This window comes from Bacillus cereus group sp. Bce041 (genome assembly GCF_052646455.1).
Genome location: NZ_JBQXON010000001.1, coordinates 571,292 through 595,690 on the forward strand (window position 1 = coordinate 571,292; position 24,399 = coordinate 595,690).

Genomic DNA, 24,399 nt, shown 5'->3' on the forward strand with positions numbered 1-24,399 from the left:
TAAAAGGTATTAGGTATCATGCATAGCATGATTACCTAATCATTATATATTACACACAGCAATGAAAATTTCATCACTTGAGCGAATGTATTACTCTCATTTACTTTTTAAGCCCATCAGTAAATTGTCTCGTAAATAACTGTAACAAACTAATTACACGAGAATATTGCATTCTCGTAGGACCTAAAATAGCAATTGTTCCAAGTTGCTCTTCGCCGATCGAATATGTTGCAGAAATTAAACTACAATCCTCCATAGCCGTCGAAGAGTTTTCCCTACCAATTTTCACTTGAATCCCGACTTGTTTATGACGCAAAATGTCATAAAATTCGGCTTCATTATCAATCATGGTAAGTAAAGATCTAACCTTTTGAATGTCATGGAACTCTGGCTGCGAAAGCATATTTGCTTTTCCTCCAAAGTATATCTTTTCCGATAACGGAACTTGAAATGTACCATCCAACATTTTTATTGCACTATCGTAATTATGAACATACCCACGTAAAACTGTAACAATTTCCTTAAAGATTTTATTATGAAGTTCTTCCATCGGTACGCCAGATAGCTTTTCATTTAAAATATTAACCATTTTTTCTAAATCTGATAAATCAACAGATTCCGGAACGGTAATCGTTTTACTTTGTACATGCCCTGTATCGGTTACAATAATAGCGACTGCAGTTTGACGATCAAGCGGCACAATTTGTACATTTTTAAGTTTATTTGTACTTAACTTCGGTCCAAGAACAATTGCCGTATAATTCGTAAGTTCTGATAAAATTTGAGCAGATTGCTGTGCAATTTTTTCCGCTTCAAAAATTCTTTCAGCAAATAAATCTTTAATTTGTACAATTTCAGCGTTCGGTAAGTTTTGCGGCGCTAAAAGATGGTCTACATAAAATCGGTAGCCTTTCTCAGAAGGAACACGTCCAGAAGAACTGTGCGTTTTTTCAATAAAACCTAATTCTTCTAAGTCCGCCATTTCATTTCGAATAGTAGCTGAACTAAATGTGATTTCATCTTTTTTAGCCAACGTTCTAGACCCAACGGGCTGCGCTGATCCAATAAAGTCATCAATAATTGTTTGTAAAATTAAGAGCTGACGTTCCGTAAGCATCTCATCATCACCTCTGTTAGCACTCTTTGTCTTTGAGTGCTAAATCTATTAATAACTTACCAAAATTGACATTCAATTGTCAACGGAAACGTCACGAAATAATGAAACTTTTTCACGCCTATGGAACATTTAATTAGTCAATCAAAAATGATTGGAATACTTCATTCCCTAATAATTTTCCTTTTCGCGTTAAACGCACATGTCCATCTTCCTCTTCAAGCAATCCCTGCTCTTGGTTGCTTTGTAACTGCTTCGCGAAAACTTGATCCATCTCTACATTAAATTTATTGCGGAACGCCGTTTTAGAAACACCTTTTGTTTTTCGAAGCCCTAAGAACAGCTCTTCTTCCATTCTTTCTTTCTCCGTCACTTTGTGAACATCTAAATACGGAAATCCTGTTTCATCAATTTTATTAAAATATTGCTTCAGAGGACCAACATTTTGAATACGTTCTCCGTTCACATAACTATGAGCTCCAGCTCCAAATCCATAATACTCTTCATTATTCCAGTATGTGAGATTATGTCTACTTTTATTGTCACCTTTTGAGAAATTACTAATTTCATACTGGTTATAACCGTGTTTCTCCATTTCATCCATTACTATTTCATACATTTTCGCTTCATGGTCTTCACCCGGAAGACGTAATTTCCCTTTGTTCATTAAGTTATAAAACACTGTTTTTGGCTCCACAATTAATGAATATGCCGAGAAATGTTGTACACCAAGCGTAAAAGCAATATCTAATGTTTCTTTTACATCTTCTATCGTCTGTCCTGGCAAAGCATAAATAATATCTACATTAATATTTTTAAAGCCTACTTCCTGTGCCTCTCGAATCGCGAGGAATGCATCTTCCCTCGTATGCTTGCGCCCGATCTTCTCAAGAAGTTCATCACGGAACGTTTGCACACCAAAACTAATTCGATTTACTCCACCTTCTAGCAGTACATTTAGCTTCTCTTTCGGTAAATCTCCTGGATTCGCTTCAAATGTTAATTCACAATTCGGGGCGAACGGACGCAAATGACGATTAATAATCTCGAGTAATTTTTTTGTCTGTTCCATATTTAACGCTGTCGGAGTTCCCCCACCCACAAAAATCGTTTTCATACTATCAAATGGAACTTTTTGAACCGTATTTATTATTTCCTTCTCTAAATAATCTAAATATTGATCAACCGGTTGGCGTTCAATAAACACTTTATTAAAATCACAATAGTGACAAATGTGCTGACAAAATGGAATATGAATGTATGCAGCTTGTACCAAATATAACTCCTACCTTTCTAAAAAGAAAACCTCCGCACTCCGGAGGGTTCTCTACTTCTCTAACGTATTACGAATTTGTTCCATTCGCATTTTTCCCCAATCATACATCATTTCAACGATCGGTAAAAGTGACATGCCTAGTTCCGTCATATAATACTCAACGCGAGGAGGAATTTCGGGATATACTGTCCGATCAACAATCCCATCTTCCATTAACTCTTTTAATTGGTTCGACAAAACTTTATGAGAAATGCTTGGGAATAACCGTTGTAATTCACTGAAACGATGCGGCCCTTCCACACCAAGATGCCACAGTATCACAACTTTCCACTTTCCACTAATAATAGAAAGCGTCAATTCCTTTTCACAATTAAAATTACCATTTTGTATTTTATCTTGAATATCTTTTCGAATATTTTCGGACATTAACAATCTCCTAACTCTATATGAACTAAAAAGCTCTCTCATTATTGTAAATGAGAGCTGCTCAGATGTCTAAAAAGTAATTATACAGAAAAAAGAAGCCGCACAAACGACTTCTTTTTTATTTCAAATATTAGTTGTCATCCATTTTCAGTACAGCCATGAATGCCTCTTGCGGTACTTCTACAGAGCCAACAGACTTCATACGTTTTTTACCTTCTTTTTGCTTATCAAGAAGTTTACGCTTACGAGAAATGTCACCGCCGTAACATTTTGCAAGTACGTTTTTACGCATCGCTTTAATTGTAGAACGTGCTACAACTTTATTTCCGATAGTCGCCTGAATTGGCACTTCGAACTGTTGTCTCGGAATTAATTCTTTTAATTTCTCTACGATTACTTTACCACGGTCATACGCTGAATCACGGTGTACGATAAATGATAAAGCATCCACTTGTTCATTATTTAAAAGAATATCCATTTTCACAAGTTTAGATGGCTTATAGCCAATTAACTCATAGTCAAATGATGCATACCCTTTCGTATTTGATTTCAATTGATCGAAGAAGTCATATACGATTTCTGATAACGGGATTTCATATGTTAATGTAACACGCGTTTCATCTAAATATTGCATATCAATAAACGTTCCACGTTTACCTTGGCAAATCTCCATTACAGCTCCAACATAGTCATTCGGAACCATAATTGAAGCCTTCACAAACGGCTCTTCTACACGATCGATAGACTGTGGATCTGGCATATTAGATGGGTTATCAACAATAACATCTTCACCGTTAGTTAAATAAACTTTATAAATAACGCTTGGCGCTGTTGTAATTAAGTCAATCTTAAATTCACGTTCAATACGTTCTTGAATGATTTCCATGTGAAGAAGCCCTAAGAAACCACAACGGAAACCAAATCCTAGCGCTTGAGATGTTTCTGGTTCAAACTCAAGAGCAGAATCGTTTAACTCTAATTTTTCTAATGCATCACGTAAATCGTTATAACGAGCAGAGTCAATTGGATACAGACCACAGAATACCATCGGGTTTAACTTACGGTAACCTGCTAACGGCTCTGCAGCTGGACGTTTCGCATGTGTAATCGTATCACCAACACGTGTGTCACCAACATTTTTAATCGATGCTGCTAAGAAACCTACATCACCTACTGTTAACTCGTCACGTTGCGTAGTTTTCGGTGTAAATACACCTACTTCTGTTACTTCAAATTCTTTACCCGTTGCCATCATACGTACTTTATCGCCAACTTTTACTGTTCCATTTACAACACGGATATAAGCAATTACACCGCGGTACGGATCATATAAAGAGTCGAAAATCATACATTGTAATGGCTCTTCTGAATCACCCGACGGAGCTGGTACTTTTTCAACAATTTGTTCTAAAATTTCTTCAATACCAATTCCAGCTTTCGCAGAAGCAAGTACCGCTTCTGATGCATCTAAACCAATTACATCTTCTACCTCTTGACGTACACGTTCTGGATCCGCACTCGGTAAGTCGATTTTATTAATAACTGGTAAAATTTCCAAATTATTATCAAGCGCTAAGTATACGTTTGCTAACGTTTGCGCTTCAATACCTTGCGCTGCATCTACTACAAGAATCGCGCCTTCACAAGCCGCTAAACTACGAGATACTTCGTACGTAAAGTCGACGTGTCCTGGTGTATCAATTAAATGAAGAATATACTCTTCACCATCTTTTGCTTTATAGTTTAATTGTACTGCGTTTAATTTGATTGTAATACCACGCTCACGCTCTAAATCCATAGAGTCAAGCAACTGAGCTTTCATTTCACGTTGTGTTAACGCGTTTGTTTTCTCTAAAATACGGTCTGCTAACGTTGATTTTCCGTGGTCAATATGAGCAATAATAGAGAAATTACGAATTTTGGACTGTCTTTTTGCTCTTTCTTCTTTATTCATCTATGTTCTCAACTCCTAATAGTCTCGCCAATATACACTAGCACTGATTATATCAATAGAGCAACAAAGATTCAATGAAAACTCGTGCTGCTTACGATACAAATCATTCTATCTATATCTTATGCGAATAAACCATAAGAGACAAACCCTTTTCAAATTTTAAAACGACTGTCTTACAAACCAGTAAAACAACCGCCTCCCATGTTACTCTTAGCTAAAAATTCCTTTTATTTTCCCAACAACGATATCCGTTCCGAACTTCGTCATTTCATAAGCTACACTTGCTACTGCCATCCCAATTCCTTCTACAACATTAAAACTTCTTAAACGTTCTAACTGTTGTTGTTTTTCTGAGGCCGAAAACGAGCTACCCAAAATTTCTGATTCAGCACCTGTACTTTCTGTCCCTGTCATATGAGCTATTTGTTCATATGACAGTTGCTGATAGCCTTTCATACTTTTCAAACCATGATTAGCAAGTGCCACTCCTGCTATCATCATAAGTAAACATAAAGCCACACTACATATACACAAAATCGTAAAGCGACTCAAACGATAATCATCTGTTCCCCTCAATGTGTATATGCTCCCGTATTATCTTGATCAATTTGATGATGCAGCGCCGCATTTAAACCACTCGCTATTACATTCGCCATATCCTCAATAAAAGTATCTACTTCTTTTGGGGTTACCATTAAATTATGACCAAGAGGAGATAGCACTTCATAAATCAGCCTTCTTTTTTCTTCTTCTTCCAACGTGCCAACAGCACCTAAAAACATATTTCTGCTCTTTTCATCCGGCATATCTTCTTCCGTTAATTTTTTCTTTTCTCCAAATGAAAATCCCGCTGGTAACAAAGAGCGTGAAGGTTTATTTCCTTCTTTCATCTCTCGGCCGAAATGTTTCAAAATAAAATCAATCGTATCACTTGTAATCGAAACAGCATCGACCACAGTCGGAACACCAATCGCGATTACAGGGATACCTAATGTGTCTTTACTTAGTTCTTTACGTTTATTCCCAACCCCCGATCCGGGATGAATTCCAGTATCAGAAATTTGTATCGTGCTATTTACTCGTTCAATAGAACGGGCAGCTAATGCGTCAATCGCAATTACAAAGTCCGGGTTCGTCTTCTCAATAATCCCATAAATAACATCGCTCGTTTCGATCCCTGTAATTCCCATTACCCCCGGCCGAATTGCACTAACAGGCCTAAACCCTTCTTCTACACTTTCAGGCTGTAATTGAAACAAATGTCTCGTTACTAATACATTTTCTACAACTATCGGTCCAAGAGCATCTGGTGTTACATTCCAATTCCCAAGACCTACAATTAAACAGCTTGCTTCTTTTGTAACGCCAACCTCTTCTAAGAAATTAGAAAATTCTTTTGCAAAAATACGCTCCACTTTTTGTTGAAGTTCTGTATCTTGCTGACGTATACCTTGAACTTCAAGCGTTAAATAATTTCCAGGCTTTTTACCCATTGCTTCAGAGGCAGCTTCATCAATTGTTACTTTTGTAATTATAGTCCCCTCTTCTTCTCTCTCTTTTACAATAACTCCCTGTATCCCTTTTTGTTCCTCTTGGCTTTCTTGCAACATTTGATGGGCTTCTATAGCAAGGTCAGTTCTAATGCTATATTTACTTAAATCTAATGGTTCTTTCATCGTATCTCCTCCGTAATTCATAGTAAATATCGTTAGATTTCCCAAAGTTATATAAGGTCATTCTTTCCTTTACGTGAAATTTCATGGATATACTATTGCAATTCTCTTCACCGTTTGATAGAATATCACTTGTTCTATGTAAGAATCGAGTCATTCGATTGCACCAGGGAGGTGAAAAGTATGGCAAACATCAAATCTGCTATCAAACGCGCTAAACTTAGCGAAGAGCGTCGTGCACATAACGCTTCTATCAAGTCTGACATGCGTTCTGCTGTTAAAACTGTAGAAGCTTTAGTTACTAATAACGATCTTGAAAATGCTAAAGAAGCTTTCAAAACTGCTTCTAAAAAACTTGATAAAGCAGCTCGTAAAGGTCTTATCCACCAAAACGCTGCAGCTCGTCAAAAATCTCGCTTAGCGAAACAAGTAAACGCGTAAGGCGTTTAAAAAACGATCCATTTGGATCGTTTTTTTATATACAAAAAAGTTCATGTACTTAGTACATGAACTTTTTTGTGTCATCACATATGATTTAATCGCATTAAGAAAAACTCGAGCACAAGTTTCTTATCCATCTTTCCCGTCTTCATACTATAATCAGCTTCCGCTAATTCTATAATCACTTTTTTTAATTCTTCAAAAGAGAAAAACTTCGTTTGATTCATTGCCAACTTCACGCGATACGGATGTACACCAATATGAGACGCAATTTGATTTTGTCCATAACCACGTTGCTGTAGCTCTTTCACTTGATACAACAAGCGGAATTGACTCACTAATAACGCAAGCAATTTAATCGGCTCTTCCTGCTGCGTAAATAATCCATCCAAAATTTGCATTGCACCTGCAATATCTTTTTTCACCACTTTTTCTGTCAAAGCGAATACATTTTGCTCAACGGATTTTGGTACAAGCTCTGCAACAAGTTTCGTCGTAATCTCTTCACCCATACCAACGTATAACGTTAACTTGTCCATTTCCTTCGCCAACATTGTTACATTACTTCCCACAAGCTCTAGCAACAAACTAACAGCCGTGTTATCAATATGCACATGCACTTCATCTGCACGAGCAACAATCCACTTCTGAACATCCTGTATTTGCATCGCATTTGCTTCTACTACATCTGCTGTTTTCTTTAATAGTTTTGTAATTTTTTTTCGCTCATCAAGTTTTTCGTAAGGCGCAACAAAAACAAGAATAGAAAATGGAGAAGGTTCACCAATGTATTCTTCTAAAATTTTTATATTTTGCTCTAACTTTTCTTTTTGCGAAGTCAAAAATAGCGGTGATTTTATTAACAGTACTTTCCGTTCTCCGAAGAAAGGAAGCGTACGCGCATCCTCAACCACATCTTCTAAATACGCTTCTTCTAAATCGTATGTCACAACATTAAACTCTCGATCTTCTTCTTCAAGTGCTTCTGTCGTAATAAGCTTTATCGTTTCATTTATAAAAAAAGCTTCCGTTCCATATAGTAAATATAACGGAGCAAACTGTTTCTTTTTAATTTTTTTATGTATATCACTCATACTTTTTCCTACTCCCTAACTTGGCAATATATATTTATACTAATGCCCTAGCTTTTGTTTTACAAGTACAAAGGAACAGGCTTTATAACCCGTCCCTTTATTTATATTAAACGCCACGCAATAAGCCCCGGGTTTCTTATTGGTGTGCGGTAATCACCTTCCCTTTATTATTCGCAATAAAAATTTGAGTATAAGTGCCAACTGTTAACATGCTTGGAAACGAAAAACTCACATTACTTCTTGATTTAAAAGTAGCAAAAAAGCTCGTTTTCTCTTCATATGGAAATTGTAGATTTTTTTCTGACAATATTTTATACTAAAGTGGAATGTTGGGGAGGGATTCTAAATGAATGATTTTGAACAAAACGTTCAAAGTAAACGCAATGACGCTATTGATTCAGGGGTAGGATTTATCGTCTCATTTGGTTTTTTCGCAACACTTTTCATCATTGCAACTGTTATTAAATTTATCGGTTCTTAAAGACTGCCATGAAGTGGCAGTCTTCTCTTTTTCATCTATTATGTGTTTTATCATATGTGATTTTACTTTTAAAGGTTCCATTTTCCCCTTTAAAAACATAGGAAATAGCACCTTGCTTGTCCGTGCGCCATATCGCACTCCCCATCTTCTCAAAACGCTCTATCACTTCTTTATGCGGGTGTCCATACCTATTCTGCTTACCAACAGATATAATCGCTACACGAGGCTGTATGACGTTCAAAAAAGGCTCTATAGATGACGTATTACTCCCATGATGAGCAACTTTTAAAACATCCACTTGTAAATCTGGATATGCCTCTACTAAAATCTTTTCCCCTTCTTCTTCCAAATCGCCTGTAAATAGCCACTTCAACCCTCCAAATTTTGCCCATATTACAATTGAAGCGTTATTTTCGCTTTTTTCTTTTCCTTTTGGAGCTAAAACGAAAAATTCCGCTTCATTTACACTCCAACTCGCCCCTTCCCCCACTTCAGTTATTTTCATTTCCTTTTCTAATGCCTGTTTCTTGACTACTTTTTCTAATACTGCATCTTTTCCCTTTCGGCCAAATACCACTTCTTTTACAGGTATATATGATAATAATTCTTGCGCAGCACCTATATGATCTGCATCTCCATGCGTTACGATTAATTTATCAATTGTTTTAATACCTTCTTTTTGTAAAAAGGGTATTAAAACATCATTCCCAACAGAAAATTCATGCTTTTTTTGTTGCCATTCTTCCTTATTCACACGAAGCGTTCCACCTGTATCAATAAGATAAATCCCTTTATCATACGGAAGGCGAATTAATATTGCATCACCTTGTCCAACATCAATAAATGTTACACTTCCGCTTCCTCTAAAATATGGATATACATAATGACATGTGCTAATAAAAATAAATACACTCGCAACTATACAAACCATTTTTTTCGGCGCTCTTCTTTCCCAAACCATCAATATACTGACAATACTCGCGCAATATACAGCTACAAGATTGAAGGGCGTTTCCCCGAAGATAAGCTGGGTAAATGGTAAACTTTCACAATAACTTAGAAAATCATTAGACATACTCAAGCCTATTGATAATACATCCGCAAATCCTTTTGCGAGAAACGGGACAATTGGCATACACAGTAAAATAATAATGCTACATGGTAATACAATGATAGATAAAAACGGAACGTATAAGAGATTGAGGAGAATGCTATATGGAGAAAAATAACCAAAGTGATATAACAAAATCGGAGTACTAACGAGCTGTGAAATGATAGAAATATAAATAGAATTTCGGATTACTCCGTTGCTACTCCCTAACAATAACGGAGCAGACAAAAGTAAAGCGAAGCTACCTACAAAAGAAAACTGAAATCCAATATTAAAAACAGGATAAGGGTCATATATAAGCATACATATAGCTGTTACACTTAAAGCATCTAAACTAGATAAACGAATCGAGCACATAAAAGCAATCAACATCAAAACCCCTGTTATAGAAGCTCTTATAACAGAGGGTGAAGCCCCTGCTAAAACCATATACAAAGGAATACAAATGATAAGGCAAATTGTTGCTACCTCCCTCGTCGCACCGCTTCTTAGCAAAATAAAATATACTATCACCATCAACAATACAATGTGTGAACCTGAAATTGCTAACAAATGTACAAGACCAAATTGTTGATATTGCTCTTCCACTTCAAACGTCATTTGTTGTCTATCACCAAAGAGTAATGCATTCATAAAAGCACCTGATTGCTCTGGAAACATTTCTGTAACTTTCGAGATTGCTTGTTGCCTTAAAAGAAGAATCCATTGCGTGAGCGACAATGATGTTTTATAGCATTCAGAAATATATGTAGCCTCAAATGTGAAATGAATATGTTGCTTGTATAAATAATCACGGTAATTAAAACCATGAAAATTCCGAGCTGTTTCCGGTTCTTTCCTCTCACCCTCGAATACACATGATATCCCTGCCTATAATTGTTGCATTTTTTTCTTTTCCAAAGCTGATTTTATTCTATAACTTAACTGCACTATATTTTTATTCTGATCTTCAAATTGAAAAGATAGGCGATCCCCATTAACAAGCGGTGTGTTTTGTATAACCCCTCTTGTAACTGCATAGGGCTTCCCTAGAGGCTTATTCCATACTTGAACATAGGAAGTGTATATAACGCTACTAAAGCACGCTACAATACAAAAAATGAAGGTTTTACGCGAAGTGCGATATAAACAGAAGAAAACATTTAAAAAGAGGCAAAAAACTATCAATAAAAGTGACGAGGAAAAGGCAATTGCAATCCCTATTATAAACGAGATTGCAACATACCCCCATTGTTCTTGCAACTTATACTCACTCCTTATAGCATCATTTTTGCTTTCGTGAATACATGCTGTAATTCTTCCATTGATAAATTATCTTTTTCTAAAGACACAAATAATTCTTTCAACTCTGTATAACGTTTTTGATCCTCTAATGCAGCAATATCATATTCTAGCGGAACGTGTTTCACTGTTACATTCGCTTGTTCAAATAACTCTATGGCGTATGGATGATTTTTATAATCCTGCGCATAATAAACCGCTGTAATACCACTTTGAATAATTGCCTTACAACATTGTAAACAAGGGAAATGCGTAACGTAAATTTCTGCTTCCTCTGTTTTCGCACCAAACTTGGCACATTGTAATAAAGCATTCATTTCGGCATGAATTGTCCGAACACAATGATTATCGATTACGTAACAACCATCATCTATACAATGTACGCCACCTTTAATTGAACCATTATATCCACCAGCAATAATTCGTTTATCGCGAACGATTGTCGCTCCTACCGCAAGCCTTGTACATGTACTACGCAAAGATAGTAGATGGCTTTGCGTCATAAAATATTGATCCCATGAAATTCGTTCCATATTTTTCACCTACTTTTTTGTCTACTTGTAGTGTAGCGAAAGAAGAAAAACTTCGTCAATCTTTTACGGAATAATAATTTGATCTTTTATCTTTTCAAGAGACTTCGCACCAATCCCATCAATCTCTAATAAATCTTCTATTTTCTGAAACGGACCATGTTCTTCTCGATATTTCAAAATACTTTCTGCCTTTCGAGAGCCAATCCCTGTAATTTTTTCTAGTTGTTCTTTCGCCGCTGTATTTATTCGAATCTTGCCATCTTCCTTAGAAGAAGTAAGCACCCCTTGTTCTGATTCATTTTTACTCGGTATATAAAGAAGCATTTGATCTTGTACAATTTGTGCTAAATTCACTTTTTTCATATCTACTTCTGATAAAAAACCACCAGCCTTTTGAACCGCATCCTTTACGCGATCTCCTTCCTTCATTTCATATACCCCTTCTTTACTAACCGCTCCTTTCACATCAATTATAATTGTTCTTTTCTGTTCCTTTGTATCCGATATTTTCGGTTTACCCTTTTTTTCGATCTCCTTCTCTTGTACATTCATTGTAATAGGCATTCGTTCTACACTCTGATTCATTTTCCAAAAAACAAGAAAAAGTAAAGTTCCAATAATAGCTACTAAACCTAACCACTTTTTCGGAAAATCCCACATCATTTTACACCTCTAATCATAAATTTATAACATCATTCATATTGTTTAGGAGAAAGCTGTTACGAAGGAGGGATGAAACTTTGAACATAGGAATTATAGGGACAGGAAACATGGGGAATATACTAATCGATGCATTTTTAGAAACCCGTGCTGTCAAACCTTCGTGCCTTACAATCATTAATCGGACGCCTGCAAAAGCATATCATATAAAAGAAAAATACCCTTCTGTTCATATAGCAAAAACAATCCCGGAAGTAATCGAACAATCACAACTTATTTTTATTTGTGTCAAGCCGATAGATATATACCCTATCCTAAAAAAATACGCTGAACATTTTTCTGATGAAACGTGCTTAGTTTCTATTACAAGTCCAATATCTCCATCACAATTAGAGACTCTCGTACCTTGCCACGTCGCGCGTATCATTCCAAGTATCACAAATCGCGCGCTCTCTGGCGCCTCACTATTTACATTTGGAGATAATTGCTCTGAAGAATGGCAACAAAAACTACTTCGTCTATTCAAAAACATTTCTACACCTCTTGTAATAGAAGAAGATATAACGCGCGTTTCATCTGATATAGCAAGTTGCGGTCCTGCTTTCTTTAGTTATTTACTACAATGCTTCATTAACGCTGCTGTAGATAAAACAAATATTACACACGAAGAGGCTACTACTTTAGTAAGTGAAATGGTCGTGGGGATGGGGAAATTACTTGAAAAAGAAATCTTCACATTACCTACCTTACAAGAAAAGGTTTGCGTGAAAGGCGGCGTTACTGGGGAAGGCATTCGGGTTTTAGAAGAGCACGTTGGAGATATGTTCCATAAGTTAATCGAGCGAACACATGAAAAATTTGATGAAGATTTAGAATGCGTTGATCAGCAATTCAATAAACACACATAATAAATACGTCATTTTCATTCCAAATCCTTTTTATAAATACTTACTTTTTTACAATACATTTTCACTTCAACTACTATTCCCACACTTTACGCATACAATCTTCAGATTATGCTAGAACTAAAAATACATCTTCTTTATAAAACAAAAGCAACCTTCTCGGTTGCTTTTGTTTTATCCGTTTTTCTTCGCCATGAAGAAAATACGCTCTGTTTGTTCTGTAACTTCAAGTCGCTCAAAATCACCTGTTACACGAAGCACTATAAAACCTGCTTCTTCAAGCCATTTCGTTAACTCTTCCACTTGATATGCACGTTGCACGTGACATTCGTCAAACCGATGGTACACATCTTCTTCCGGATCTTGAACAAAGAATGTTAAATCATGCTCTACACTATTTGATTCTTCACCAGGGAAGCAATTCCAAATAAGAGATATTTCTTCTCCATTCACTGTATACGTTTCATTTTGAAATACATGATGTATTTTATATAAAGAATGTACATCAAATAAAAACAAACCATCTTGACGTAAATGATGAAATACTCTTCTAAATGTTTCTTGTACTCCATCTTCTTGCAATACATAATTTAATGAATCACAAAAGATGGTTACACAATCAAACTCACCTGGAACATCAAGCTCTCGCATGTCTTGTTGATAAAAAGGAATAAAGTATCCCTCTCCTCCTAGTTTTTGCTGAGCGACTGTTAACATTTCTTCTGAAAGATCGACACCTATTAAATCGTAACCCTTTTGCACAAGCGGCAGGGTTACATTACCTGTACCGCATGCTACATCAAGAATTTTTGCCTCTTTCATATCTGCCTGCTGTAAACTTTCCTCTGTAAATTCCACCCATTTATCATAAGGGACATCATTCATTAGTTCGTCGTACAACAATGCAAATTGTTCGTATTTCATTGGCCTAACTCTTCTGTAATATCTTCACGTGGCACATCGCCCCATAGACGCTCTAAATTATAGTGATTACGCTCATCTTTATGGAATACATGAGCAACTACATCTCCAAGATCAACTAATACCCAACGTGCTTCGTCAAACCCTTCCATACGTTGTACGTCGATTTGGAACTCATGTGCTTTTGATTTAATTTCACGTGCAATTGCTTGCACTTGTTTGTCTGAATTCCCGTGACAAATAATGAAATAATCTGCAATTGGTGAAATACCTTGCATATTTAGGACAACCATATCTTCTGCTCTCTTATCATCAGCTGCTTTTGCCGCTAATACTAATAAATCTTTATCGTTCATTTACTCATTTCCTCCTTGATAACTGCATTGTATGTTTGGAATGTTAATGGATAAATCGTCTGATCTTTTTCCATTAAAAATTGAATTGTTCTCTTTAACGCAAATAATAAAGCTTGATTTATATCCGTATATACGAGTTTACGAGCCTCTTCCACTCCTGGAAACTTTCGCCCAGGTTCAATGTAATCAGCTACATAAATCACTTTATCTAACATCGTCATATTCTCATGACCACTTGTATGATATGTAATAGCTTGCAAAATTTCAGAATCCGTAATGCCTACTTCTTTTTCTACTAAGTATGCCCCAACAGGTGCATGCCATAACTCTTTGTTATAGCAAAGTAAATCTTTCGGCAAATCTTCACGTTTAATAATCTCTTCCATCTCTGAAATTGCTCTACATTTCGCATAATCATGGAATATAGCTGCCATCTCTGCTTTTTTTTCGTCCACACCGTATAACTTAGCAAGCTCAATCGCTGTCTCCATTACACCAATTGTGTGTATATAACGTTTTTCATGCATTTGTTGTTTGACAATATGCAGTGCATTCTCACGATTCATACAACCCATTCCTCTCGATATATACCTGTACTTTTTCGGGAAGTAAATATTTACACGTTTTCTTCTCCTTATATCTCTCACGTAATAAGGATGAAGAAACTGCAAATTCCGGAATTTCCACTGTAGTAATCTTATATGGTGTATGCAATGTATACCCAGGTCTTGCAACTCCAACAAACGTTACAAGATTAAATAAAGCTTCAATGTTATACCACTTCGGTAAATACTCAACCATATCCCCACCAATAATAAAGTGAAACTGCACATCCGGATACTTCTTCGTCAATTGTAACATAGTGTCATACGTATAAGATGGGCCCTTCCTACTTAGCTCTTCTAAACAAATAGAAAAGTGCTCTTCTGCCTCAGTCGCGAGCTCTAACATATGTAAACGACTTTCTACACTTGTAATATTCCGCCCTTGTTTATGTGGCGGAATCTGGTTTGGCAAGAACCATACTTCTTCCAAGTTCAAAGCGTGATATACTTCATTTGCAATTAGCAAATGTCCATAGTGAGGCGGATCAAATGTACCGCCAATGATGCCAATTTTTCTCAAAAGAAACGCCCCTTCCTTTTACATACAGCAACTCTCCTCTGTTAGGAATGAAGAGAGTTGCTATTAATAAAAGTTCAATTGGTTTCGCTCTCTACATCATTACGCATAAACGATAAAAATAGCGCATGCTAGTCTTTTTATCGAGGAAGCTTAATTTGTTTATTTTCTCTTGATTCTTTGTATAAAACGATTGTGCTTCCAATTACTTGAACGATTTCAGCACGTGCACCTTTTGCAAGTTCTTCCGCAACCTCACGGCGATCAAATTCACAGTTTTGTAATACACTTACTTTAAATAACTCACGAGCTTCTAAAGTATCTGCGATTTGTTTAATCATATTTTCATTTACTCCGCCTTTTCCTACTTGAAAAATTGGTGTTAAATGATGTGCTTGTGCACGTAAAAATCTTTTTTGTTTTCCTGTTAACATATATGTTAGCCTCCAAGCTTTTCTATAACTAATTGTTTCATTCTCTCGATATTTGGCGTGCGTCCTGTCCACATTTCAAATGCAAGTGCTCCTTGATAAACAAACATATCAATACCATTTTGAATGATTGCACCTTGCTCTTTTGCCTCACATAAAATTTTCGTTTCAAATGGATTATAAATTATATCTGATACAATCATTCCTTTTTTTAACGAACAAATTTGTAATGGCGTATGTTCTACGTGTGGATGCATACCTATCGTTGTCGTCTGAATGATAATATCATAATTTCCTTGTTCTTCTGTCGCTTTTTCTAACGACAAAGCAACAGAATTAACATCGGCCGTACGTGCAGCAATAAGTTCCTTTGCCTTATCTACTGTACGATTGGCTACATCAATCTCTTTTACACCTACATCAGCAAGAGAAAAATAAATAGCTCGGCTAGCACCACCTGAACCAAGTAACAAAATACGTTTCCCTTGAAGTGGTTCATTACTAATTGACTGCAGCGCTCGAACAAAACCAATCCCGTCTGTGTTATAGCCAATTAATCTTCCATCCTTATGAACCACTGTATTTACTGCACCGATTTTCCTTGCCAATGGGTCAATCTCATCCAAATACTCCATAATAGCAACCTTGTGCGGAGTTGTTACATTAAATCCTGAAATACCTAATGCTTTTAAACCTCTTACTGCTTCCCCTAGCAATTCCTCTTCAACAAGGAACGCATGATAATGGGCATCCATATTCAAGTGTTCAAATGCATCGTTATGCATAACGGGTGATAATGAATGTCCAATTGGATTTCCGATTACACCATATAATTGTTTCATAAATCCCTCTCCATATTAAATTAAAGATTTACGTAGTGAAACACTTACTCCTTTTGGTACGTGTGCAACAATTTTTGCTCCTGGTTCGTTCACAGTAACCCATCCTAATCCAGAGAATACAACATCCGTTTTAGGTTCACGAATATTAAATTCGTATTTCACTAGCTCAGGCATATTTGCTAATTCTTCTGGCGTTGGTGGGCTTAGTAAATCCCCGGCATGATTTTTATATAATTCATCTGCTTTCTCAAGCTTTGTACGATGGATTGTTAAGCGATTCGAGAAGTGACAAGTAAATGCACGACGACCACCACTTACATAATCAAAACGTGCCAATCCACTAAAGAATAACGTTTGTTCTTCATTTAATTGGAATACCATCGGCTTAATTTCTTTTGTTGGTGTAATAAGCTTTAAGCTTTGCTTTCCAACATAATGAGCCATTTGGTGGTGGTTAATAATACCTGGCGTATCATATAAAGAAGACTCTTCGTCCAATGGAATATCAATTAAATCAAGTGTTGTTCCTGGGAAATGAGATGTTGTAATTACATTTTCAGTCTCATCACTAAATTCTTTAATCATACGATTAATAAATGTCGATTTCCCTACATTCGTACATCCAACAACATAAACATCTTTGCCGCCGCGATAATACTCAATAGCATCTGCTAGTTCAGCGATTCCTTGTCCCTTCGCTGCACTAATTAAAAAGACATCTTCTGGTTTTAATCCTAGCTGCTTTGCACTATAGCGCATCCAATGTTTTACTTTATCATGTTTTACTGACTTTGGAATTAAATCAGCTTTATTTCCAACAAGTAATACTTTATTATTCCCTACGAAACGATGTAAGCCAGGTAACCAGCTACCATTAAAATCAAAAATATCTACAATTTTGACTACTAATGCATCTGATTTTCCAATTCCATTTAAAATGCGTAGGAAGTCATCATCTGTTAACGATACATCTTGAATTTCATTGTAATGCTTCAAGCGAAAACAACGTTGACAAATAACTTGTTCTTTCTCTAAAGATGAGGCAGGAGCATACCCCACTTCGTTTTTATTTTCTGTTTGAATTTCTACACCGCAACCAATACATTTAATTGTTTCAGTCAAACTTTATTCCTCCCAGTTAATTAAACCTTTTTTCTTCATATTTTTCATAATTCTTCGTTCAATTTTTCGATTAAAGCGCGTTACTAATCCGTCCGTTTGTGCTACCGGTACAACTAAAATTGTATGAAGGCCTACTCGGTTGCCACCAAGCACGTCCGTCAGTAACTGATCTCCAATTACTACAACTTCATCTGGCTGCAAACGCATCTCTTGTATCGCACGCTTAAATGCGCGAACAAATGGTTTACGTGCACTATGAATAAATGGAATACCTAATGGATCAGCAAAATCTTTTACACGTTGCTCATTATTATTTGAAACGACCGTTATTTGAATGCCTTGCTCTTTCATTTCCAAGAACCATTTTTCAAGTTGCGGTGTTGCATTGGGACGATCCCATTCAATTAAAGTGTTATCTAAGTCAGTAATAACGCCTTTAATCCCACGTTTTTTTAAATCTTCTGGTTGAACATGATATACATTTTTCACATATTCATTTGGTAAAAATAGTTTCAATTTCTTTCACCTCTTTGAGGATTTTTCATAAAATTTTTCGACAACATTTTTCGATATATAACCTGTGGATAAAATTGTACACATTTTCCACATTAATTTTTCAGTTAATTTGGAATTTACTAACAAACTATACACACTTTATCCACCTAGGTATGTGGATAACCACTCGTTTGTGACTGTCATATTTTTTTGGTACATTAAATGCATCAACGAATCAATCCTTATATTATTAGGAGGTGACTCACCTTGAAAACAAAACATATGGAACAGTTATCCACTGAGTTACTCACTGAGTCTTATTATAAAGCAAAAGAACTAAAATTAAATCCCGACTTCATTTTACTTATAAAACAAGAAATCATTAGACGCTCATTAGAGGACAAGCTTGTCAAATCATCTTGATTACATATAAAGTGAAAGTTTAATCAGCCCTTACCAATTAAACAGTTAAAGGATAATTTATTGGATGCCCTGTAAAAAGAGCCATCCTACGATGGCTCTCGAATAAACAAGTACTCCCATCTAGGGGATTTCATCATTAAGTATCTTTGCCCATAACTCTTACTTACGGTTATAAAAGCTTTTCTTTATTTATGAGCTAAGCGAGTAGCTATTTTTTGACCAAGACGAAGCTCTTGTCCACTCTTTAATTCCTGCACTACTTCTATCATATCTTTTTCAAACAATAACACAACTGTTGAACCAAATGTAAAGTATGCCATTTCTTCACCTTTTTGAACAGTGTCTCTCTCATGCAAAAGCTCAATACTATTAACAAACATGGCACCTACTTTTACAAGAGCCATATGCTCGCCATCACTGCTTACTTCTGTAACAGAACGATAATTTTTTGACAGTGGTTCTTTCCCGTATTCCATACCAGCTGCATTTACCGGATATGATTTTCTACCGAGTACAAATCTTTCAGTCACAGAACCAGAAAGCGGACTATGAATGCGATGATAATGACTTGGACTCAAATAAATTACCATATATGTACCGCCTGCATATCGCGTTGCACGTTCTTCATTACCTAGCATATCCACAATTGAATAGCGCTTTCCTTTAATATCAAATGTTTTTGTATCCTCAATAGGACCTTGATCTGCAAAAACACCATCAACAGGACTAACGATACTCGATGCATCTGTATCAATACTACGCTTTCCTTCTTTTAGCTTACGCGTAAATAATTCATGCAATGTTCTATATTCCTTCAAACCCTTTTCCATCTCATCTTGATTAATTTGAAAAACTTTCGCATACGATGGAATAATAATAGAGCTCAAACGAGATTGTGCAAATTTACGTAATATATAAGAAGTAAAGCGACCATTTGTAAGTTCTATCATAAGTCGATATAATGTACGTCGCAAATTGCGAAACCCCCTAATCAGTCTATAACTTTAGTTTTCCCTTCTTTTCTTTCTATATCATATGTAAAATTGGTTCTTATTCCCACATATCATATAAAGCAGCCTTATTATACATACAGAAAACTAAGTATGGTATTATTCTTAAATTATTTAGCACCTTCTAATATTACAGATAGAATCCGTCATTTTCAACAGTGAACATGTATTTCTTCTTAGCATAACGCGTTTTCTTTTCTTATTTACAATAAGAAAAGCAGCCCATTTTAAATATGGCTGCTTCTAATACACTTTACTCTTTCCCTTTTTTCTCTTTCTCTGCCCTTACAAACTCGTGGAACATTTTCATTAAAGCACGCTTTTCAATCCGTGATACGTAGCTTCTAGAAATACCAAGCGCCTTAGCGATTTCCCGCTGTGTTTTCTCCTTATCTAGCCCAAGTCCAAAACGTTTCACAATCACTTCTTTTTCTCTTTCGTCTAAAATATCGATATACTCTTTAATTTTTTCTAACTCCATACTAAGCTGAATCATATCAATTACATCTTCAGACTCTGATTTTAATATATCAATAAGCGATATTTCATTGCCCTCTTTATCTTGCCCGATCGGATCATGAAGTGAAACATCTTTTTTCGTTTTCTTTAGTACACGTAAATGCATCAAAATTTCATTTTCAATACAGCGTGCTGCATACGTCGCAAGCTTCGTTCCCTTTCCAGCAGAATAGCTCTCGATCGCTTTAATGAGCCCGATCGTACCAATTGAAATTAAATCTTCTGCATCTTCTCCTGTGTTCTCAAATTTTTTAACGATATGAGCTACAAGCCGTAAATTATGTTCAATTAAAAGATTTCTCGCTTGAGCATCACCTTGCTCCATTAACTCTAAGTACTTTCTCTCATCATCTGATGATAACGGCTGCGGGAACGCATTATTCTTCACATAAGAAACAAAGACAAACACTTCTCGAACCATATATCCAATTGCGGCGAATAGACTCAAACCTTTCACCTCCGCCAAAATAGTGGTCTTTATTATGTGTATGTGGGCGTGAGGTTGTTTGTGTCTGTACAGTTTATTTATAAAACTCAACACTTCCAACATTTAAAATAATTTATTGTTATATTATAATTATATAAAATTGTTATTTATATATGAATATGCTATTAAAGGGGACATTATTCATGATTACATTAGAACGATTATTAAATGTAACAATTTATTTAGGAGTATTTTTACTTTTCATTTCGTTCATTACTTTTGTTATTAAAAGAGGGCCTGATTTATTATTTTTTCAATTTGGAATTTCTTTATTTTTTGGAGCTCAAATTATAACTGGAATAAAATTTTTTCATAACTATGGTTTCTCGTTTCACTCAAAACTAGAACTACTTATCTTTATTTTCTATGTAATTGGAATTATTACATGTATACTATTGTTCTTTCATTTTCAAAATCTGTATCGAATTTTTTTATTAATTTGTAGTTTTTTATTTTTAACTGGATCCAATTATTACTTTAAAGAAACATTAAATTTTAGTAAAAAAATTCCAAAGCAACATAAAACTTTTTTAAGTACACAAGAAGACTCTTTTCCAAAAGAAGTCCGTAAATTTTCAGAGGATTACAATAACATAATAAGGAATGACTTTTATGAAATACCGATGATTCCTACTGAATTACAGATTACAAGCAAAAAAGATTCTTCCCATAGTACATCTTTCTTAGTTGAACTTCATAATAGCGAGAATGAAATTACTGATGACTCTGTACAATTAACTCCATCAGACCGTTTTTATGTGCTGTTAAATACACAAAAAACAAAAATATCAAAAATAGTATATGAAGGGCAGAATTTTTTCACATTTACAGTCACACTAAAGGCTCTTAATTTACAGCAAGAACCAGAAATTCATAATATGTTTTTAGAAATAGATAAACGTAGAGCGATAAATCTTCTTAATTTTGAAATTAAAGCCCATACTAAAGAATGGAAAGTAATATTTAAAAGTGATAGTTCTCATTCCAATCTTCCTATCACATTTACTTTTGAAAAGCGAACAGGCAAATTATAAAAATAAAAAGAGTTATTTTCTTTGAAAAATAACTCTTTTTATTTTACTTACTCCAAATCTTTCTCCCAGTTTGGGCATCAATATAACGAATTTCCCGACTACAATCAAAAGGTTCTTTATATTTTTCATCTGTCGTTTGTTTGTACAGTAGTTTGTATTTCGTTTCCTCTGCATCATGATCTACAAACCATTCTAATTTAACTCGGATAGCCGCTCTGTATATTTCTAACGCTTTTTCTTTTGTTACTTTTGGTGTTGTTTCATATGTAAGTAATTTTTTTATAAAGTTGCTAGACTCCCCCGAGTAGTGCATAACAGCACCATTTTCTGCATTGATGTTGATCATAAATTGGTTATACTCTGCCGGAATATCATTTATATATACAGAAAAGATAAATCTTTCAATCCCATCTTCTTCTGCTTCACGTTCCTCCCAAAGACGCAGATATTGTTTGATATCTGGAATAACTCGTTCTAAAAATTGAAGTGCTTTTTGTAAACATTCCTCTCTAGACAGTATTTGCTTTACTTCTTTATCATCTGTCAGTTTTATAAAACCAGTTAATTCATTGGTTAATTTATCAATTGTAACGCTAACTAAATTATTATATTTCAACATCGGTAAATGCTTGTTAAAGAATTCATTCATTAAATATGGATTCTTTTCTTCTTTCTGTTTTTGTAATTCCTCTTTCGGAACAAATTTCATCCTTATTTCATCATCATTTTCCGTCTCATCTACTTTTGTAAAACCTTCTTTATTCCAGTCAAATAATTCGAATACATCATCTTGTTGGCTACCTTTTCTCGATTTTCCAACAGCTACAGCCGAAGACAATTTATAATGATCTGGCTCATATAAATCTTTACCTGTACTTGCATCAATAAACGCATGACTAGGCTCTGGTTCATATACAAGATGGTACCCTTTTACTTCTTCCCCGCTTTCATACTCACATGAAGAGTATGTTAAATCTATAAATACAAGTCTCATATCTTGTCTAGCTTTCAAATTTTCTAAAACGATATTCTCCTCAACAATTTCACTTGTCCATAACGGTTTTTTCTCTATAGCTTTTTGTCCATTGTAATGAAATTGCACAACATTACCTGAAGGGTTCACTCGCACAACGCACCCTGTATTCGGCAATGGATAGCTATTCACTTCTTGCATATAATTTACTTCTTTCCAACCACGCCTGTCGTCCTTAACCGTTACATATGTATAGAATTCATATCCTTCTTTTGTATATTTTTTCAAGAACGCATTTGCAATCTCCCTTGCCTTCTTCTCCTCTATCGCTTCCTTACCACTTGAAAAAGAATTTTCATCATCTATCCTAAACTCAATTAAATTACCAGTATGTCTATTCAATGTAATTTGTATCGTTCTCTCCTGATCCTCTTTATGCTCCCACCATAATAGATGATACGGGTCATCAACCCCTTCTTGATCATCTACAACAAGACTATATTCATCTGGAATGTTAATAATATGAGCCACTCGCTCTTTTCTTTCTTTATCTTTTTGATTCATCATACCGCTCCCTTTATTACATTTTAAGGTAATTATAACAAACAAAACCAAAGAACTATAAAAAAAAGACTAGAGATATCTCTAGTCTTTTACTTCGTCTCACGATGTAACGTTACTCGCTTTAATCGTGGACAATATTTTTTTAGTTCGATGCGTTCTGGATTGTTTCGTTTATTTTTTTTAGAAATGTAATTACGATCGCCGCACTCCGTACAAGCTAATGTAATATTTACACGCATATTTAATTCTCCTTTCTTTCAAAGATTGCAACTAAAACGTAATGATTACGATTTATATATTATAAAACTTCATTCTATTTGTCAATTGCAAAAACAAGAAGATTCCATTTAGAATCCCCTTGTTTTTTATAGTTAAATAAATTTTGTCCCGCATTAACGGGCAGTAAGACCCCCACTGATTTAAAGTTTCACTTTATTAAAACGATTCGTATGTAACAAATTCACTAATCGGCTTTCGATATCCTCGTGGGCGAGTTTTAGTCATATCACTTTTTCCTATCGTAATCATTAAAACAGGTACTATATGCTCTGGCATATTTAATTCACTTTGTACTGCTTTTTCATCGAAACCAATCATTGGACATGTATCATAGCCATAATATTTAGCTGCGTACATAAAAGTCATCGCGCTTAACGAAGCATTTCTAATCGCTTCATCCTCCATGAAACGCTCTCCTTTTCCTTCATATAAACCTTTCGTTTGCCTAATTGTATCTTCATATTCACATTCATCAATCATTTTTAAAACTTTCATACCGAAGTAAATATTTTCAACATTTTGGTATGCTTTTTTATCACCACAAACGAGCACTACCGCTGATGCACTCGATACTTTATATTGACCGAAAGCTAATTCTTTTAATCTTTCTTTTCGCTCTTGATCACGAATTACAACATAATGTGTGTGCTGCAAATTATAGCAAGATGGAGAAAGCTTAGTTAACTCAAATATTTTTTTAAAATCCTCATCAGGGATTTCTATACCTTGTATAAATTTCATTGCAGAACGTCTAGCAATTGCTAATTCTTCAAAGTTCACCATATATCCTCCTCAATAACTATAAATTTAAATATACATTAATTTATAAAAATAGATAAATCAAATAAAAACACTTTAAATCCGAATAATAA

At 35.2% G+C, this 24,399-nt stretch carries 27 protein-coding genes and 1 pseudogene; 5 read left to right on the forward strand and 23 right to left on the reverse strand.

Translation table 11 applies throughout. The features are described from left to right. Positions 1-100: 100 nt before the first annotated feature. The 6 genes from hrcA to gpr all read right to left on the reverse strand — a co-directional run bounded on the left by hrcA (position 101) and on the right by gpr (position 6,446). The gene (hrcA, locus tag ACUN13_RS03005) at positions 101-1,117 is read right to left on the reverse strand and encodes a heat-inducible transcriptional repressor HrcA (protein WP_000954941.1); all 1,017 of its coding nucleotides are present in this window, start codon (positions 1,115-1,117) and stop codon (positions 101-103) included. A 133-nt stretch (positions 1,118-1,250) separates the two neighbouring features. Beyond that, entirely contained in the window at positions 1,251-2,390 is a 1,140-nt protein-coding gene (gene hemW / locus ACUN13_RS03010) for a radical SAM family heme chaperone HemW (protein WP_000249433.1), read from the reverse strand. A gap of 51 nt (positions 2,391-2,441) precedes the next feature. Then, a complete protein-coding gene (locus ACUN13_RS03015) occupies positions 2,442-2,816 on the reverse strand; it encodes a winged helix-turn-helix transcriptional regulator (RefSeq protein WP_001293539.1) in 375 nt (124 codons plus the stop codon). 130 nt (positions 2,817-2,946) lie between these two features. Next, entirely contained in the window at positions 2,947-4,770 is a 1,824-nt protein-coding gene (gene lepA, locus ACUN13_RS03020; protein WP_001030951.1) for an elongation factor 4, read from the reverse strand. A gap of 210 nt (positions 4,771-4,980) precedes the next feature. Then, entirely contained in the window at positions 4,981-5,346 is a 366-nt protein-coding gene (locus ACUN13_RS03025) for a YqxA family protein (RefSeq protein ID WP_063220094.1), read from the reverse strand. Further along, entirely contained in the window at positions 5,343-6,446 is a 1,104-nt protein-coding gene (gpr, locus tag ACUN13_RS03030) for a GPR endopeptidase (RefSeq protein WP_445423655.1), read from the reverse strand. Before gpr ends, ACUN13_RS03025 begins: the two co-directional genes overlap by 4 nt. Before the next feature lie 180 nt (positions 6,447-6,626). Between gpr and rpsT the strand changes: the two genes are divergently transcribed. Then, complete coding sequence (gene rpsT / locus ACUN13_RS03035) at positions 6,627-6,884, forward strand: 30S ribosomal protein S20 (protein WP_001274011.1); 258 nt, start codon at positions 6,627-6,629, stop codon at positions 6,882-6,884. Positions 6,885-6,967: 83 nt separating this feature from the next. On the opposite strand, the gene holA is transcribed toward rpsT, so the two are convergent. Continuing rightward, a complete protein-coding gene (holA, locus tag ACUN13_RS03040; protein ID WP_025687678.1) occupies positions 6,968-7,978 on the reverse strand; it encodes a DNA polymerase III subunit delta in 1,011 nt (336 codons plus the stop codon). 346 nt (positions 7,979-8,324) lie between these two features. On the opposite strand from holA, the gene ACUN13_RS03045 reads away from it, so the two are divergent. Next, positions 8,325-8,459 carry a YqzM family protein gene (locus ACUN13_RS03045; protein ID WP_000997609.1) on the forward strand — a complete coding sequence of 45 codons (135 nt, stop codon included), beginning with the start codon at positions 8,325-8,327 and terminating at the stop codon, positions 8,457-8,459. Between the two features lie 31 nt (positions 8,460-8,490). Here the strand turns inward: ACUN13_RS03045 and ACUN13_RS03050 are convergent. The 3 genes and pseudogenes from ACUN13_RS03050 to ACUN13_RS03060 form a co-directional block, all read right to left on the reverse strand. After that, positions 8,491-10,812, reverse strand: a pseudogene (locus tag ACUN13_RS03050) (DNA internalization-related competence protein ComEC/Rec2). Positions 10,813-10,826: 14 nt separating this feature from the next. Beyond that, positions 10,827-11,384 (reverse strand): ComE operon protein 2, encoded by a 558-nt coding sequence (locus ACUN13_RS03055; protein WP_000439770.1) that lies wholly within the window; start codon positions 11,382-11,384, stop codon positions 10,827-10,829. A gap of 63 nt (positions 11,385-11,447) precedes the next feature. After that, positions 11,448-12,047: a helix-hairpin-helix domain-containing protein gene (locus ACUN13_RS03060; RefSeq protein WP_445423656.1), complete on the reverse strand. Its 600-nt coding sequence runs from the start codon at positions 12,045-12,047 to the stop codon at positions 11,448-11,450. A 77-nt stretch (positions 12,048-12,124) separates the two neighbouring features. Here ACUN13_RS03060 and comER point away from each other — a divergent pair, with 77 nt between their 5' ends. Then, positions 12,125-12,952 (forward strand): late competence protein ComER, encoded by an 828-nt coding sequence (comER, locus tag ACUN13_RS03065; RefSeq protein WP_001020554.1) that lies wholly within the window; start codon positions 12,125-12,127, stop codon positions 12,950-12,952. A gap of 171 nt (positions 12,953-13,123) precedes the next feature. Here the strand turns inward: comER and ACUN13_RS03070 are convergent, their stop codons facing one another. From ACUN13_RS03070 to ACUN13_RS03105, 8 genes are all read right to left on the reverse strand, one after another. Beyond that, on the reverse strand, positions 13,124-13,873 hold the full coding sequence (locus ACUN13_RS03070) for a class I SAM-dependent DNA methyltransferase (RefSeq protein ID WP_151639831.1): 750 nt from the start codon (positions 13,871-13,873) through the stop codon (positions 13,124-13,126). After that, positions 13,870-14,226, reverse strand: a complete 357-nt coding sequence (gene rsfS, locus ACUN13_RS03075; protein ID WP_000998173.1) for a ribosome silencing factor — start codon at positions 14,224-14,226, stop codon at positions 13,870-13,872. Before rsfS ends, ACUN13_RS03070 begins: the two co-directional genes overlap by 4 nt. After that, positions 14,223-14,792 carry a bis(5'-nucleosyl)-tetraphosphatase (symmetrical) YqeK gene (gene yqeK / locus ACUN13_RS03080; protein WP_445423657.1) on the reverse strand — a complete coding sequence of 190 codons (570 nt, stop codon included), beginning with the start codon at positions 14,790-14,792 and terminating at the stop codon, positions 14,223-14,225. Before yqeK ends, rsfS begins: the two co-directional genes overlap by 4 nt. Further along, on the reverse strand, positions 14,782-15,351 hold the full coding sequence (gene nadD, locus ACUN13_RS03085; RefSeq protein WP_001226046.1) for a nicotinate-nucleotide adenylyltransferase: 570 nt from the start codon (positions 15,349-15,351) through the stop codon (positions 14,782-14,784). Before nadD ends, yqeK begins: the two co-directional genes overlap by 11 nt. A 137-nt stretch (positions 15,352-15,488) precedes the next feature. Next, complete coding sequence (gene yhbY, locus ACUN13_RS03090) at positions 15,489-15,782, reverse strand: ribosome assembly RNA-binding protein YhbY (protein WP_000955224.1); 294 nt, start codon at positions 15,780-15,782, stop codon at positions 15,489-15,491. A 5-nt stretch (positions 15,783-15,787) separates the two neighbouring features. Continuing rightward, positions 15,788-16,621, reverse strand: coding sequence for a shikimate dehydrogenase (gene aroE, locus ACUN13_RS03095; RefSeq protein ID WP_000812075.1), 834 nt, complete (start codon positions 16,619-16,621; stop codon positions 15,788-15,790). A gap of 15 nt (positions 16,622-16,636) precedes the next feature. Next, the gene (gene yqeH / locus ACUN13_RS03100; RefSeq protein WP_000140799.1) at positions 16,637-17,743 is read right to left on the reverse strand and encodes a ribosome biogenesis GTPase YqeH; all 1,107 of its coding nucleotides are present in this window, start codon (positions 17,741-17,743) and stop codon (positions 16,637-16,639) included. A gap of 3 nt (positions 17,744-17,746) precedes the next feature. After that, positions 17,747-18,259, reverse strand: coding sequence for a YqeG family HAD IIIA-type phosphatase (locus tag ACUN13_RS03105; RefSeq protein WP_445423658.1), 513 nt, complete (start codon positions 18,257-18,259; stop codon positions 17,747-17,749). A 246-nt stretch (positions 18,260-18,505) separates the two neighbouring features. Between ACUN13_RS03105 and ACUN13_RS03110 the strand changes: the two genes are divergently transcribed. Beyond that, positions 18,506-18,661 (forward strand): sporulation histidine kinase inhibitor Sda, encoded by a 156-nt coding sequence (locus ACUN13_RS03110; protein ID WP_000850094.1) that lies wholly within the window; start codon positions 18,506-18,508, stop codon positions 18,659-18,661. A 185-nt stretch (positions 18,662-18,846) separates the two neighbouring features. Here the strand turns inward: ACUN13_RS03110 and ACUN13_RS03115 are convergent, their stop codons facing one another. Together ACUN13_RS03115 and sigK are read right to left on the reverse strand one after the other, a co-directional pair. Continuing rightward, complete coding sequence (locus tag ACUN13_RS03115; protein WP_001255003.1) at positions 18,847-19,635, reverse strand: phosphatidylserine decarboxylase; 789 nt, start codon at positions 19,633-19,635, stop codon at positions 18,847-18,849. A 289-nt stretch (positions 19,636-19,924) separates the two neighbouring features. Further along, the gene (sigK, locus tag ACUN13_RS03120; protein ID WP_071739171.1) at positions 19,925-20,638 is read right to left on the reverse strand and encodes an RNA polymerase sporulation sigma factor SigK; all 714 of its coding nucleotides are present in this window, start codon (positions 20,636-20,638) and stop codon (positions 19,925-19,927) included. A gap of 152 nt (positions 20,639-20,790) precedes the next feature. Here sigK and ACUN13_RS03125 point away from each other — a divergent pair, with 152 nt between their 5' ends. Then, complete coding sequence (locus ACUN13_RS03125) at positions 20,791-21,711, forward strand: hypothetical protein (protein ID WP_002198192.1); 921 nt, start codon at positions 20,791-20,793, stop codon at positions 21,709-21,711. A 43-nt stretch (positions 21,712-21,754) separates the two neighbouring features. Here the strand turns inward: ACUN13_RS03125 and ACUN13_RS03130 are convergent, their stop codons facing one another. The 3 genes from ACUN13_RS03130 to ACUN13_RS03140 form a co-directional block, all read right to left on the reverse strand. Beyond that, positions 21,755-23,248, reverse strand: coding sequence for a YcdB/YcdC domain-containing protein (locus ACUN13_RS03130; RefSeq protein WP_445423659.1), 1,494 nt, complete (start codon positions 23,246-23,248; stop codon positions 21,755-21,757). A gap of 89 nt (positions 23,249-23,337) precedes the next feature. Continuing rightward, positions 23,338-23,487 (reverse strand): 50S ribosomal protein L33, encoded by a 150-nt coding sequence (gene rpmG, locus ACUN13_RS03135; protein ID WP_001265617.1) that lies wholly within the window; start codon positions 23,485-23,487, stop codon positions 23,338-23,340. Between the two features lie 196 nt (positions 23,488-23,683). Beyond that, the gene (locus tag ACUN13_RS03140; RefSeq protein WP_025686879.1) at positions 23,684-24,310 is read right to left on the reverse strand and encodes a nitroreductase family protein; all 627 of its coding nucleotides are present in this window, start codon (positions 24,308-24,310) and stop codon (positions 23,684-23,686) included. Between the last annotated feature and the right edge of the window lie 89 nt (positions 24,311-24,399).